We start from the raw sequence: 14,316 nt of genomic DNA, 5'->3' as shown, positions 1-14,316 counted from the left end.
GACCTTTCCTGGCGGTTCGACTCACCGGAGACCATCACAACGGGTCATATGAAACGCGAAAGGCTTTAGTCCGGCAAAGGCATGGTAAAGGTAAAAGTCGTGCCCTGTCCGGGGTCGCTATTGACCCAGATCTCTCCGCCGTGATTAGCGACGATTTTCTTGCAAATGGCCAGACCGATCCCGGTGCCTTCGTATTGCTCGCGCTGGTGCAGACGCTGGAAAATGACGAAAATCCGCTGGAAATAGGCCGGTTCGATGCCGATGCCATTGTCGCTGACCTGAAAATGCCATTCCTCGTCATGTTGCTCCGCCTGGACGCGAATGACCGGGGCTCGTTCCGTTGAGCTATACTTAAGGGCGTTGCCGATCAAATTTTGGAACAGGCTGAGCAATTGGTTTTTGTCGGCGATAACGGTTGGCATTTCGCCCACCTCGATGGTGGCGCCCTTATCCTCGATGACCTGTTTGAGGTTGATCACAGCCTGATCGGCTACGGCCTTGGCTGCCACCCTTTCCACGGGCTTGGTGTGAGTGTTGACGCGGGAATAGGCCAACAGGTCGCGGATCAGGTAGTCCATTCTCTGGGCGCCATCGATGGCAAAGCCTATGTATTCGTTGGCTTCCTCGTCCAGCTTTTCGCCGTGATTGCGCTGCAAAAACTGGAGATAGCTGGTGACCATGCGCAGAGGTTCACGCAGGTCGTGCGAGGAGACATAGGCAAACTGCTCCAATTCCTCGTTGGATCGTTTGAGTTCAGTCAGTGCTTTCTGCACCTGGGCCTGAGCTTCTTTTTGCGCCGAAATATCGCGAGTCAGTCCGAGTAGGGCCTCCACCTGGCCGTCGGCATCGCGGATGGGAACCGCGTGGGTGGCCAGCCATCGGGGCGTGCCTTTCAGGCCGACAATTTGAAATTCCAGACGTAGTTTTTCCTCACCGGCCAGGATCCGCTGGGTCAGATCCGCAAAAGCTTCGCGGTACTCCTCGGTGATGATCGGAAAAACCGACTTGCCTTTCACTTGGCTCAGGTCGTCCACTTCGATCATCGCCAGACCGGCAGGATTCATATACTCGAGTCTGCCGCCCGTGCCGATGATCTTGACGCAATCAGGCTCGTTTTCGATGATTGACTGGGCAAAGGATTCGCTTCTGAGTAGGGCATCGCGGGCTTTTTTCTGTTCGGTGACATCGGTCAGCATGCAATGGGTCTGGAGGAAATTTCCATCCTCATCGAAACCGATCCGACCGTCGATATGGACGATTTTCTCTTGCCCATCCGCACATTTCATTCGGGTGACGGGAAGCTGGATCTCGCCTTTGGCCTTGAGCTCCGGCAAATTGGTTTCAACGAACCCCTCATCAATGAGGAAGTCTTGAAAAGGGCGCCCGATGACGTCTTCGCGGGTATATCCCAGCATGTCCAGCCAGGCCTGATTGACAACGATGAACTTCCCCTCGTCATTGAGCGATTGATATCCGAGCGGCGCTTTTTCGAACAATGAGCGAAAATACTGCTCTCTTTTTTCCAGGTTTTCGCGCGCCAGAACGATACCGCTGATGTCGCGCCAGATAGATCGGCTGGCGACAATCGCGCCGGTGTCATCCCGCACCGCGGTGACATTGAGAATAGCGGGTATCACCTGGCCGTCACGCCGTCGCAGGATGAACTCGGCGTTATGGACCTCGCCCGTGACCGTGAAGTTGGCGAAGGTCTTCGAAACCTTCTCCAAGCTGTCAGGGTGATAGATGATCGTGAACGGTTGTCCGATCAATTCCTTCTTTTCATAGCCAAGTTTGCGGCACAAGGTGTCATTGCACTGCAAGATCACCTTGGTACGTGCATCGACCGAGGCAAACATATCCGGTGCATTGTTGTAGAGGTCTTCGAACAGCAGGGGGACGGACTCTTTATCGCCATCGGACAGAGGCAGAGTCCGCAAAACTTGATCAAGGGTATCGGCGATGCTGTCCCTGGTTGCCGGATCTATCTCCATATGGTCGATCCGAGCCTGAATACGGGCCAGTTTTGTTGCTATGTCTTCCTGGTTCACCATGACCTGATCGGAGCCTCTTGGAGGATCTTATGTTCCAGTTTTATCTTACCAATATAGCATAAGTTCGGTGGAGTTCGATCTCTGGAACCGGAGCAAATCATTCATATCGCTATATATGGCCTCGCAGGGTGAAATAGAAACGGCTTCCCTCTCCTTGTTCGCTTTCGACCCAGATCTTTCCCCCGTGGCGCTCAATGACTTTTTTGCAAACGGCCAAGCCAACGCCGGTGCCGCCACCGTATTCGTCACGGAGATGCAGCCGTTGGAACAGCCTGAAAATACGTTCCTCGTAGCCTTCCCCATTTTGGATGCCAATCCCATTGTCGGCAACACAGAACCGCCACACGCCATCCACGAATTCCGCGCTCACCGTGATTCGGGGCGACCGATCCGGAAAGCTGTACTTCAGGGCATTGCCAATCAGGTTCAACAGCACCCGCTCTATCTCGTCACGGCTGGTAATCACGATGGGCATGTCGCCGAGGACCTCGAGTTCCGCATGGAATTCTTCCAGGCGAGAGCGCATGTGGTCGGCCACGGCTTCCAGCACGTCCTTCATGGGCACTTCGCCGATGGGTTCCCCGACGCGCCCGACACGAGAGAGTTCCAGCAGGTCCCGCACAAGCTGATCCATGCGCCAAGCCCCGTCGTGAATGAAGCGCAGGTATTCCTGCTCGTCTTCATCCAGGCGGTCAGCCAGTTTGCGTGACAACAGGGTCGAAAAACTGGTCACGTTGCGGAGTGGCTCGCGCAGATCATGGGAGGCCACGTAGGCAAAGGCCTCCAACTCGGCGTTGGAGCGTTCCAGTTCGGCATTCTTTTCGGTCAGTTCCTGTTCCGCCGCTCGACGTTCGGTGATGTCGTGGATCATCCAGAAGAGAAGGGTTCGACCATCCAACTCGATGGGGCCGCTATGAACTTCCACATCCCGTTCCACGCCCGAAGCCAGGCGATGTTTGAGGTAGTTGTGGTCGCGGCCTTCAGCTTGGGATTGCAGGTGCTCGGCATTGGTTTCCGCGGGGGAAAGGGCATCGATCATCGACATATCGAGAGAGAGCAACTCATCCCGCGTCCAGCCGTAAAACAATTCAGCGGCCTGATTGGCATCGACAATCCGATTGCTTTCCGGATCCACCAGCAAAGCCACGGCTTGGTTGCCTTCGAACATCTGTCGATAGCGGGCCTCGCTCTTGGCCAGGTCAGCGGTACGTTCTCGAATCCGGTCTTCAAGGTCCTCGTTCACCGTGGCCAGTTCGATGCGGCTTTGCGATAGGGCTTCGCTCAGATTGACCAATTCGATACCCTGTCTTTCCAGGGTGTCCTTGGACATTTCCAGGTCGTAGATGGTCTTCTCCAGGGTCTGGCCCCGAAAGATGAGCTCTTTCTCCTGCAGCTTCAGCAGCGAGACATCATTCATGGTCACCACCACGCTGCCGTCTTCGCAGCGCCGTTCCTTGACGTCCAGATAGAGGTCATCGACGTATTGAAAGACCTCTTCGCTCACGGAGAGCTGCCGCTGAGCCAGTCGATGGGCGATCCACTCATCCGGTCTGGTTTTCAAAACGAGATCTCCGGAATGGGCCAGAACTTCCAGGACATCGCGGTATTGGATGCCGGGGCGCAGGACCAGTCCGGGCGCATGGTGCTTGGCATAGTTCTCATTGAACAGTTCCAAGCGGTCGTCGGCATTCCAGACGGCGAACCCGTCGGCAATGCTCTCGGCCGCGCTGCGCAGACGAATATCATAGCGCATGCGGTCGGTGGCATCGGTCCATTGCACGATGGCGCCACCCTTGGGGATTCTCCGCTCCTTGATATCGATCCAGCGTCCATCACCCAGACGGTCGGTGCGGGCATTGAAAGATTCCCGGTGCAGGGCCAACTGCTGCTGAATCCATTGCTCGGGATCGGCCAAGGCCGCTTGATTTTGGATATCCTTGTTGCGGAGAATTTGACGCAGAATTTGCTCGTAGCTAAAGCCGATGATGTCGTCGATGGCTTCAAAGGAAACGAAAAAGAACCGGAACTGCTCATTGCAATAGACCAGTCGATCGTCGTCGTCGAAAATCGCCAAGCCGGTCCGAAGGCTATTGAAGCCCCGGCTCAGGATTTCACTATACTTGGCGACCCGTTTTTGCAATTCCGGCCCTCAAGAATGGGTGGTGAATTGTGTAAAAAGCTGAATTTGCCATGGGCTCCTCAGCAAGAGTCTTTTTGCCCGTTGGTTCGGGTAGTAAGATTCCATCTTATACTAGCGCATAATGCCCAAGGTACGCAGAATTTTGCCCGGGCGCTACTGCGAATGCATCTCAATGGTGGTTGGCTGTCAAGTTGACCCTGCGATCATTTCTTGGCGTAGGGATTTTTCCCCTTGCGCATCAAAAAACGGATCGGCACGCCGGGCATATCGAAGTCTTCCCGCAAGCCGTTGACCAGATAGCGGGTATAGGACTCCGGCAGGTCTTCGGGCAGGCTGGCAAAGGCAACGAAGGTCGGCGGACGGGTCTTGGCCTGGGTCATGTAGCGCAGTTTCAGTCGACGACCCTTAACCAGCGGCGGCGGATGGTTTTCGGTCATGTCGGCCAGCCAGTGATTGAGCGGTGCGGTGGCGATACGCCGGTTCCATGTGCCATAGGCTTTGATCACGGCCGGCATGATTCGATCAACCCCGCGCCCGGTCTTGGCGGAGAAGGTGACCACCGGTATGCCACGCACTTGGGGCAGGGAGGTTTCCAGTTTGTCGCGCACCCGGCCCATGGCCTCGGTCCGGTCGGCCACCGCATCCCATTTGTTAATACCCAAAATCAGGGCCCGGCCTTCATCGATAACTTGGCGGGCAATGGTCAAGTCCTGCTTGTCCATGGGACGTTCGGCATCGATCAACAACAACACGATCTGCGCATACCGAACCGCGCGCAGGCTGTCAGCCACCGATAGTTTCTCCAGCTTGTGCTGCACCTTGGCGCGGCGGCGAATCCCGGCGGTATCGATAAGCTTGATGGGGCGTCCCTCGTGGGACCAGGGGATGGCAATGGAATCCCGGGTAAGGCCCGCCTCCGGCCCGGTCAGCATGCGCTCCTCGCCCAGCAGGCGATTGACCAGCGTGGATTTGCCGACGTTGGGGCGTCCGACGATGACCATTTGCAGTGGGCGATTGTCGTCTTCTTCCCCGTCGGCCAGATTGCCTTCCTCGTCCACGGACGCCTCGAACTGATCGATTGCCGGTTCGTCCTCCACCGGCGCGGATTCGATCAAGGGGGCGAGAAACTCATACAGGTCATTCATGCCCTCGCCATGTTCGGCGGAAAAGGGCAGGGGGTCGCCCAGGCCCAGATTGTAGGCCTCGTAAATACCCGGCTGCACGGCCTTGCCCTCGCACTTGTTAGCCACCAGGATCACCGGTGTCTTGTGGCTACGCAGATGGTCGGCGAAGTAGGCGTCCAAAGGGGTTATCCCGGCACGGGCATCGAACAGAAACAAGATGACATCGGCCTCTTCCAAGGCCGCTTCGGTCTGCTGCCGCATGCGGCCTTCCATGGAATCGTCTAGCTTGTCTTCCAGGCCCGCCGTGTCCAGGACCCGAAAGCGCAGCTCGGCCAGCCTGCCGTCCCCTTCGCGGCGATCACGGGTGACTCCCGGCGTGTCATCCACCAAGGCCAGCTTCTTGCCAACCAGGCGGTTAAACAGAGTCGACTTGCCCACGTTGGGGCGGCCGATAATGGCCAGGGTAAAAGGGCGGGGCATGGGGGGGGCCTTTTAGCGGTAGGCGACCAGCGTCGCGTCGTCGGCCAGGAAATACAAGGTGCCGTTGGCGATCACCGGGGGGATGGTGACCCGGTCGGGCAATTCCACCTGACCAAGGATATGTCCATCATAGGGCGACAGAGCCAAGGCAATGCCATGGGAGCCGGCAATGACCAGTCGGTCGCTGGCCAGAATAGGTCCAGACCAGACAATGGCGTCGAGTTTCTCTTCCCAGTCTTCCCATCGAGGTAGCGTCTGCACCCAGAGGATGGCGCCATTTTTGCGCGACAGACACAGAAGTTCGGAGCCATTGGTCAGCACGTAGATAAAATCCCCGGCGACCCAGGGCATCTCGCCACCGCCAATTTCCTGATCCCAAATTCGTTGTCCAGTGCGTAGATCCACCGAAACCAGAAGGCTGCCGTGGTTGATGGCAAACACGCGGTCGCGATCAATCACCGGGTTGCCGCGGATCTGGAACATGTTGGAGAGAGCCCCCACTTGGCGGCGCGAGGCCAGGGATTCATTCCACAGTTCACGACCGCTATCCGCGCGCAGGGCTACCAATTCGCCAGACAGAAAGGCGGCAACGACAATACCCCGATCCACCGCGGGTGTGGCCGAGCGTAGAAGACCTACTTCCTCGCTCAAGGCCTCGTAGGTCCAGGCCAGTTTTCCCGTCGCGGCACTGATGGCCATTAAACGGTTGTCCATGGTCACGACGAAAATCTTGCCATGGCGGGCGGCGGGGGCGGCGCGCATGGGGGCGCCGGTGTTATAGCGCCAGAATACCTTGCCGGATTTGGCGTTGATGGCAAACACCTCGGCGAACCCGGTGGTGACGAAAAGGCCGCCTCGATAGTAGGCCAATCCCCCGGCGATGTGAGCGTCATCCTCATCATCAGGGGTCAGTTCGCGGCTCCAAAGGTATTCACCGGTCTTTTCGTCGAAGGCGGTAACCATGGATTCCGAATCCAGGGTAAAGATCTTGCCGTCGGCGATGATGGGTTCGGATACCAAGCGGTCCGTGTCATCGGCACCGGCACCCACGTCGGCGGTCCAGATGGGGACCGGCACCTCGGCGCTCAGGGTGTGATGCATGGCGTGATTGGCGTAGCCGCCGGATTGCGGCCATTCCTCGTTGATGCTGGGCGGGGGCAGCAGGATTTCGATTTTTCCCGCATCCTTATCGGCCGCTATGGTCCGTTCGTGCAGCAGCACGGAGATTCGTTCCCCTTCCAAGGGCGGAGCGTCATCTTTGCCGAACCAGGTATCACAAGCACTCAAGGCCAAGGCCGAAAAAGCCAGAACCGACAAGGATCGAAAAAGACGGGCAGGGCGCATGGGAAGGCTCCTAGCGGTCCAGAACGGCAAGCATTTCGGTGGCGCGGTTGCGCACGCCCGTGGGGGTGCCCGCTTCTTCCGAGAGACCCTTATACAGGTCCCGGGCTCGGTCGCGGTCGCCGCTCTTGAAAGCCAAAGCGGCAATCAACTCGCGGGCGCTGTGGCGCCAGGGATTGTCGTCGGCGGCAATCGGTTCGAGATTCTGTGCCAGGGTCGCCGCATCCCCTTGGTCCATGTCATGGAGGACGGAAAGCACCATCGCCATGTCCTGGTACAGATCCGGGAACCGACCATCGTTGGCCAATTTGGCAAACACCAAGGAGGCGGCCTTGCGATCACCCTTCTTGGAAAGCAGACCCGCTTCGCGGAACATGGCCAGCATGGCATAGCCATCGCGGGAATCCTGCCCCATCTGGGAAAAGGAACTGATCGCCTGTTCGGTCTGCTCGGTGCGCGCCAAAATCAAGGCACTGGCAAAGCGCTCGCCCTCGGCATGGCGGCTGTTGATGTCGTAGGTGCGCCATCCCTGGTAGCCGGCAACGGCCACCACCAGAGCCACGGCGGCTCCAATGATCACGTTGCCCCAGGTCTTCCAGAAGGTAGCAAGCTGTTCCTCGCGCAGATCTTCATCGATTTCGCGAAAGAGCATGTCCTGTTCGGGGTCTTTTTCTTTCTCGGCCACGGACGGTCCTCGTATCAGGCGTATTGGGAAACGGTTAGCCGGGGGACCTTATAGGTCCCCGGCCGGTTTGTCATCCCTCAGCCCGCCATTTGATGGAGCAACCCATGCTGGGGATTTGTTCGGTCGGGCCTTGGCCTGTTTCCAAAACCTGTTTCATGGCCTCGAACAAGTCGCGCCGGGCGTCTGCGGGCCCGGTTTCCTTGCGCGAGGCATCCAGGCGGCCACGGTATTGCAGGCCCATATCCTTGTCGAAGCCGAAAAAGTCCGGTGTGCAGACCGCATCATAGGCCTTGGCAATTTCCTGTGTTTCGTCAATCACATAGGGAAAGGTGAAGCCATGTTGCTCGGCGAACAGCTTCATGTTGTCAAAGGAGTCCTCGGCATAGGTTTGCGTATCATTGGACATGATGGCGATGGCGCCCATGCCTTGGGCCTGCAATTCCTTCACATCACGAACCAACCGCTCGATGATCGCCTTGACGTAAGGGCAGTGATTACAGATGAACATCACCAACGTGCCTTTTTCTCCCTGCACGTCGGACAGGCTATAGCTCTTGCCATCGATGCCCTTGAGGTTGAAGTTCGGGGCTTTCCAGCCAAAATCACAAATCGGGGTTTCCACCGCCATGGTTCGTTGTCCTTCCTGATATGATGTTTGGCCGTATTATCCCCGCCGGGCGCCGATGATCAAGCTGTTAACCGCCCCTTAAAGAAACTTGGTGAATCCTGTACACTAGAGAAGATGGGAGAATGATCATGCGTGCGTCCTTTGCCTCCATCGCCGTGACCATTTGTACGGTTCTGATGGCCGGTTGCTCCAACCAGTTCGCTGGCTTGGAGGCGGGAACCGTGATGGTCACGGACAAGACTTTTGGCGACCATATCGTTTCTTGGGCGGCGGGCAAGGATTGCTCCACCGTACGTTGGGAGCAGGGGCGGACCTATTGCAAGGAAGATGAACCGCGCCCGGAACCGGCGGTATTTTGCTATCAGTCCCTGGGCGACGTGGTCTGCTATGACCGGCCTGATCCACACAACAATGCCCACCAAAAGGTCGGCGAATACGAACATAACCTTCCCAAATAATTCGGCATTGGCGCCATGACCAAGCGAACATTGATCATTCTCGCCTTGTTCGCGGTCGGACTTGTGGGCTTGGCGGTTTGGTGGAACACCAAGTTGCCCAAGGTCGCCGAAATTCATGCCATGATCATGGCCGAGGACCCCAAGGTGCTGGAAATCCGCGCCTTGCGCCGGGGCGCGGCGGAGGGCGATCCGCGCGATCAATATGGATTGGCCGAGGTCTATCGGACCGGAGACGGGGTCACCGCACAGCCGGAAGCGGCCCTCAAATGGTACGAAGAAGCGGCCCGCCAAGGGCATCTGGACGCCCAGTATCAGTTAGGTCATCTCTATGAGACCGGATCCGGAGTCAATCAGGACTACAACCGGGCAGCCGAATGGTACCGGCTGGCGGCACAACTGGGACGTCACCGGGAGGCGGAGTTTCGGATGGGCCAGTTGCACTTCAACGGCAAGGGCGTGGCCCACGATTTCAACAAGGCTCGGCAATGGTACCGCAAGGCCGCTGACCGCGGGCACCCGGTCGCGCAGTTCTTATTGGGGGCCATGTACGAGGAAGGCTGGGGCATTGATGAAGATCTGATCACGGCTTATGTCTATTACCGACTGGCGTCGCGCGACAAGCCTCGGCTCAAAGCGGAATCGGATCGATATAAGATCGACGAGGTATTGCAGCGACTGGAAGGGCGCATGAGCCGCTTTCAGAAAGAGCAGGGGGATCGCCGTCTGGCAGCCTGGCGTCCCAAGGCGTGACGTGGCGCGTTATGAAAACAGGCAATTTCGCAACCGGTCCCAATCCTCTTCTTGAGCGGGAAGCCCAAAGCGCAACCAGGCGGGATGGTCGGGGAATGACCGGGTGAGGATGGCGGCCTGGCGCAGACGGTCATACAAAGCCGGGGCTTGAGGATGCGACGCCAACACAAACAGATCCGTGCCACCGACAACCTGAAATCCGGATTCGCTCAGGAGCATTCGTAGCCTTACCGCATTGTGCGCCAACGTCTTTCGCGTGGTTTCAATCCAGCTTCGGTCCTTCATGGCCAGCGCACCGATGACCAAAGCGGGACCGGAAACAGGCCAAGGACCCATGGCCCGCTCCAGCGCCTGGATCCGATCCGGCGCCGCGAGCACTGTGCCGAGGCGCAGACCGGCCAAACCGAAGAACTTCCCGAAAGACCGCAAGATGACGAGATTCGGATGCCCGACCACGGCGGCCAGAGACCGATCCGGCCGCGGATCCGCAAAAGCTTCATCCACCACCAGCAGCAGGTTTCGGTCGGCCATGTCCAGCAGGGATGAAGGATCAAGGGTTTCCCCGGTCGGGTTGTTGGGATTGACCACCACCGCCACGGCGGAGTCGGGGCTGATATCGCCCAACGATGAAATTGGCTGTACCGAATGTCCGGCCAATGCCCAGGCAGCACCATGTTCCTCGTAGGTGGGAACCCGCACGGCCACAGAGCCCGGAGCCATGAGCCGCGGAAGCCATTGAATGGCTGCTTGGGTTCCCGGTGTGGCCGTGATGCAGGCGCTGTCTGAGACACCGTAATAGTGGGCCGCAGTCTCCTTGAAACGAGAGATAGCCCCTTGGTCTGGGAGGCGTTGCCACGTCTCGGGAGGTGTTTCCGGCACGGGATAGGGCGTGGGATTGATGCCTGTCGACAGGTCCAGCCACAATTCAGCGGCAATGCCGGTGGCGTTGGCCGCGTCGTCAAGAGCCCCCCCATGAGTCAGGGGCACGGCAAAGTCGGATAAGCTCAAAAGGACGCTCCAATGGTCACGAACGCGCAGCATAAGGGAAACCCATATACAGAACGAGTGGAAACGGTGTACATGGTTTTTGTTGGCCCTTGTTCAATCGGGGGGCTGCGGCGTGGCGCTGATAACCTGACCAATTCTGGATACTCATGAACGCACCGTTTCCCACGCACGGCGATCTCGTGATCTACGATCTGGAATTCACGGCCTGGGCCGGGTCGGCGGAATCTAAATGGACCCGGCCGGGTGAGTATATGGAAGTGGTGCAGATCGGGGCTGTCCGGGTGGATCCGAGCGACGGTTTGCGCGAAAAGGATCAGCTGTCAATTTACTCCCATCCCATCAGGAATCCCCAGTTGAGCGGCTACTTTATTGATCTGACCGGCATTACCCAAGCTCAATTGGACGCGGAAGGTCTTTCATACAAAGAGGCTCTTGATGCCTTTCTGACCTTTGGGGCCGGTGCGGTGGCCTGGATCGCCAATGGCTGGGATTTCGAGGTGATCAAGAAGAACTGCACGCTACATGGATTGCCCGTTCCGGATCTTCCCATTCACGATGTTTCCCATTGGCTGGCGGCGGCTGTTTCCCGATCAGGCCATGTGGACAGCAACACCTTTGGCAGTATCCTCGATCTGCCCAAAGAGGGACCCGCCCATGACGGTCTGGCCGATGCGCGCATGATCGCTGCGGCCCTGCGCAAGCTACTCGGGTTTGCCTGAGGCATCGAGACGCACCACTTCGCCCGTGGATTCCCATTCGGGTGAGGCCATTTCAACAAAAGTCCCGGCGATCATCTCCGGCGTTTTAAGACTGTCCGGATCCTCTCCCGGATAAGCCGAGGCGCGCATGCGTGTGCGGGTCGATCCCGGGTCAATCAGGTTGGCCTTGATGTTGGTGATTTTTTCCACTTCCAGGGCGTAGGACCGGACCATGTATTCCAAGGCCATTTTGGACACGCCGTAGGTCGCCCAATAGACTCGGGGGGCCTTGGTGGTGCCCGAGGACAGGAAGATCGCCCGCCCGGCATCCGATTGGCGCAGCAGCGGGTCCATGGCGCGGATCAGTCGGAAGTTGGCGGTCAGATTGACGCCCATGACTTTGTCCCATTCCTTGGGATCGATCTGGTGCATGGGAGTCAGGCTTTCCAACAGGCCCGCGTTGCCAACCAAGATGTCGAGCTTGCCAAAGCGCTGATACAGGGCGGCTCCCACTTGATCGATGGAGTCAAAATCCAACAAATCCAGGGGCACCAAAGTGGGCGCCTCATGGCCCGCGGCGCGCAGGTCGTCGTCCAATTCCTCCAAAGCGCCTTGGGTGCGGGCGATCAGCACCAAATGCGCGCCTTCGGCGGCGAAGCGCTTGGCAACAGCCAGTCCGATACCGCGCGAGGCACCGGTGATCAAGGCGATACGCCCGGCCAACCGGCCGGTGGAGGGCGAAGAGGTGTCCGTCATATCAGCGGCTTTCGGTGAGCAGTGTCAGTTGTTCCGGCATGCCGTTGCTATCCGAGTGATCGGTCAGCTTGGTCGGATATTCGCCGGTGAAACAGGCATCGCAGTAGCAAGGCGACTCTGGATCACGACCGGATTCCCCGACCGCGCGATAGAGGCCGTCAAAGGAAAGGAACGCCAAGCTATCGACGCCGATATGCTTGGCCATGGCCTCCAGATCCATCTGCGAGGCCAAAAGCTGTTCCTTTTTCGGCGTATCGATGCCGTAGAAACAGGAATTGTTGGTTGGTGGGCTGGAGATTCGCATATGCACCTCCGCCGCCCCGGCGGACCGGACCATCTCGACAATCTTGATCGACGTGGTTCCCCGAACGATGGAATCATCCACCAAAACCACCCGCTTGCCCGCCAAATAGGCGGCATTGGCGTTATGCTTCAGTCTCACGCCCAGGTGCCGGATGCGGTCGGTCGGCTCGATGAAGGTGCGCCCCACATAATGATTGCGGATGATGCCCAGGTCGAAGGGGATTCCTGATTCTTCCGCATAGCCCAGTGCCGCCGGGACGCCGCTGTCGGGTACCGGGACGATCATGTCGGCCTCCACATGGCTCTCGCGGGCCAGTTCCTTGCCGATCTGTTTGCGCACGCCATAGACGTTGTGGCCTTCCATGACGCTGTCTGGGCGGGCAAAATAGACGTACTCGAAGATACAGAACCGCTGCTTGGAAGAGCCGAAAGGTTTGATGCTGCGCAGGCCGTTCTCGTCGATAACCACGATCTCGCCCGGTTCCACGTCGCGGATGAACTCGGCGCCGATAATGTCCAGGGCGCAGGTCTCGGAAGTCAAAATGAGGGAGTCGCCCAGCTTGCCGATGACCAGGGGCCGAACGCCCAGCGGGTCACGCACACCGATCAGCTTCTTGCGGGTCAGGGCGACCAGGGAATAGGCGCCTTCCAACTGTCGCAGGGCATCGATCATGCGGTCCACAACGGTGGTATAGAGGCTGATGGCCACCAAATGGATGATGATTTCGGTATCCATGGTGGACTGGAAAAGGCAACCGCGGGCGACGAGGGTCTTGCGCACGGCGCGGGCGTTGGTCAGGTTGCCGTTATGAGCGATGGCCATGCCGCCGAAGGCAAAATCGGCGAAAATGGGCTGAACGTTGCGCAGCAAGGTGTCGCCGGTGGTGGAATAGCGCACATGGCCGATGGCCATTTGGCCGACCAATGGATCCATCACCGCCTGGCTGCTGAAATGGTCGCCCACCAATCCCAAGGCGCGATGGGTATAGAAATGTCCCTGATCACAGGTCACCACGCCCGCGGCTTCCTGTCCGCGATGTTGCAGAGCATGCAGGCCGAGGGCGGTCAGTTGGGCGGCATCCTTGTGACCATAAATTCCAAAGACCCCGCATTCTTCGCGCGGGCGGTCATCGGGGAGAAATTGGTCCATGGGGCTGTCGGACATGGGGCGGTCCTGTTCTTTTCGGTCGGTTACTGGTTGGTTTGAATGAGGCGCTCAAGGGCCTTGCGTTCGCGGTTGCCGTATCCCGAGGCATCCGTGGCATCGCCCTGACGGGGCTGAGGGTCGATCACCTGACGCAGCACTTCCTCGGCTTCCATGGCGCGGTTGACATCGTCGCGGGTTTGATCGGCCTGGGCTTTGCCCTTGGCGGCCAGATCTTCGGGCACCAGTTGCTTCAGGGCCTCGGCTCCGGCCACCACCAAGGGCAGCGAGCGGGCATCATTCAGCCAGTTGGGGCGTTCCTCGGGCGGGACCGCCCAGTCCAAGGCGATCCAGGCCAGGGCCACCAGGACGCCGCCGCGCAATAGACCAAACAGAAAACCCAGCGAGCGGTCGAGCACGTTCAGGGCGCTATCGCGAATGCCTCTGGATAGGGCGCGTGAGACCAGGGACAGAACCACGAGGCTGCCGATAAACAGCATGGCGCCGGCAGCCAGATCGGCGGCCAATTCCACCGGAATCAGTTCGCGCGCATAGGGGCGCACATGGGGAAGGCCATAGATGGTAATGAAAATGGCACCGACCCAACCGGCGATGGAAAGGACCTCGTGCACGAATCCCCGGCTGTAGGCGAGCATGCCCGACAGCAACAGGACCAGCGCGACGCCGATGTCGATGGCATTGACCGGCAGGTTCTCCACTTTTCCCCCTTCCCAAACGCGTGGGCGCACC

Annotated in this window: 13 protein-coding genes; 3 read left to right on the top strand and 10 right to left on the bottom strand. The window is 58.6% G+C overall.

Annotated elements, in window-relative coordinates; all coding sequences use genetic code 11:
* Window positions 1-65 precede the first annotated feature (65 nt).
* From MGMAQ_RS19595 to MGMAQ_RS10520, 6 genes are all read right to left on the bottom strand, one after another.
* Window positions 66-2,051 carry a PAS domain S-box protein gene (locus MGMAQ_RS19595; RefSeq protein WP_052716310.1) on the bottom strand — a complete coding sequence of 662 codons (1,986 nt, stop codon included), beginning with the start codon at window positions 2,049-2,051 and terminating at the stop codon, window positions 66-68.
* Window positions 2,052-2,160: 109 nt separating this feature from the next.
* Entirely contained in the window at window positions 2,161-4,191 is a 2,031-nt protein-coding gene (locus MGMAQ_RS19590; protein WP_052716309.1) for a PAS-domain containing protein, read from the bottom strand.
* A gap of 203 nt (window positions 4,192-4,394) precedes the next feature.
* Window positions 4,395-5,795 (bottom strand): ribosome biogenesis GTPase Der, encoded by a 1,401-nt coding sequence (gene der / locus MGMAQ_RS10535; RefSeq protein WP_046021517.1) that lies wholly within the window; start codon window positions 5,793-5,795, stop codon window positions 4,395-4,397.
* Between the two features lie 12 nt (window positions 5,796-5,807).
* A complete protein-coding gene (locus MGMAQ_RS10530; RefSeq protein WP_046021516.1) occupies window positions 5,808-7,139 on the bottom strand; it encodes a PQQ-like beta-propeller repeat protein in 1,332 nt (443 codons plus the stop codon).
* A 10-nt stretch (window positions 7,140-7,149) separates the two neighbouring features.
* Window positions 7,150-7,821, bottom strand: coding sequence for a tetratricopeptide repeat protein (locus MGMAQ_RS10525; protein WP_046021515.1), 672 nt, complete (start codon window positions 7,819-7,821; stop codon window positions 7,150-7,152).
* A gap of 70 nt (window positions 7,822-7,891) precedes the next feature.
* Window positions 7,892-8,449 (bottom strand): thioredoxin family protein, encoded by a 558-nt coding sequence (locus MGMAQ_RS10520; RefSeq protein ID WP_046021514.1) that lies wholly within the window; start codon window positions 8,447-8,449, stop codon window positions 7,892-7,894.
* Window positions 8,450-8,577: 128 nt separating this feature from the next.
* Between MGMAQ_RS10520 and MGMAQ_RS10515 the strand changes: the two genes are divergently transcribed.
* Both MGMAQ_RS10515 and MGMAQ_RS10510 read left to right on the top strand, forming a co-directional pair.
* Window positions 8,578-8,907 (top strand): hypothetical protein, encoded by a 330-nt coding sequence (locus tag MGMAQ_RS10515; RefSeq protein WP_148560923.1) that lies wholly within the window; start codon window positions 8,578-8,580, stop codon window positions 8,905-8,907.
* A gap of 15 nt (window positions 8,908-8,922) precedes the next feature.
* Window positions 8,923-9,657 carry a tetratricopeptide repeat protein gene (locus tag MGMAQ_RS10510; RefSeq protein WP_052716307.1) on the top strand — a complete coding sequence of 245 codons (735 nt, stop codon included), beginning with the start codon at window positions 8,923-8,925 and terminating at the stop codon, window positions 9,655-9,657.
* Window positions 9,658-9,666: 9 nt separating this feature from the next.
* Here MGMAQ_RS10510 and cobD read toward each other — a convergent pair whose 3' ends face one another.
* Entirely contained in the window at window positions 9,667-10,665 is a 999-nt protein-coding gene (cobD, locus tag MGMAQ_RS10505) for a threonine-phosphate decarboxylase CobD (protein WP_252508619.1), read from the bottom strand.
* A gap of 146 nt (window positions 10,666-10,811) precedes the next feature.
* On the opposite strand from cobD, the gene MGMAQ_RS19585 reads away from it, so the two are divergent.
* Complete coding sequence (locus tag MGMAQ_RS19585) at window positions 10,812-11,384, top strand: 3'-5' exonuclease (protein ID WP_052716305.1); 573 nt, start codon at window positions 10,812-10,814, stop codon at window positions 11,382-11,384.
* Here MGMAQ_RS19585 and MGMAQ_RS10495 read toward each other — a convergent pair.
* The 3 genes from MGMAQ_RS10495 to MGMAQ_RS10485 are packed head-to-tail and all read right to left on the bottom strand — an operon-like array spanning window position 11,367 to window position 14,285.
* Window positions 11,367-12,119, bottom strand: a complete 753-nt coding sequence (locus MGMAQ_RS10495) for an SDR family NAD(P)-dependent oxidoreductase (protein ID WP_046021513.1) — start codon at window positions 12,117-12,119, stop codon at window positions 11,367-11,369. The two genes, MGMAQ_RS19585 and MGMAQ_RS10495, sit on opposite strands and share 18 nt — an antisense overlap.
* Before the next feature lies 1 nt (window position 12,120).
* Complete coding sequence (gene purF, locus MGMAQ_RS10490) at window positions 12,121-13,587, bottom strand: amidophosphoribosyltransferase (RefSeq protein WP_046021512.1); 1,467 nt, start codon at window positions 13,585-13,587, stop codon at window positions 12,121-12,123.
* A 26-nt stretch (window positions 13,588-13,613) separates the two neighbouring features.
* Complete coding sequence (locus MGMAQ_RS10485; protein WP_046021511.1) at window positions 13,614-14,285, bottom strand: CvpA family protein; 672 nt, start codon at window positions 14,283-14,285, stop codon at window positions 13,614-13,616.
* Window positions 14,286-14,316: the final 31 nt, after the last annotated feature.

The sequence above is a fragment of the Magnetospira sp. QH-2 genome (genome assembly GCF_000968135.1).
Classification (GTDB): domain Bacteria; phylum Pseudomonadota; class Alphaproteobacteria; order Rhodospirillales; family Magnetospiraceae; genus Magnetospira.
Note: the sequence above shows the minus strand (reverse complement) of the source record. Positions and strands in the feature narration are given on the sequence as shown.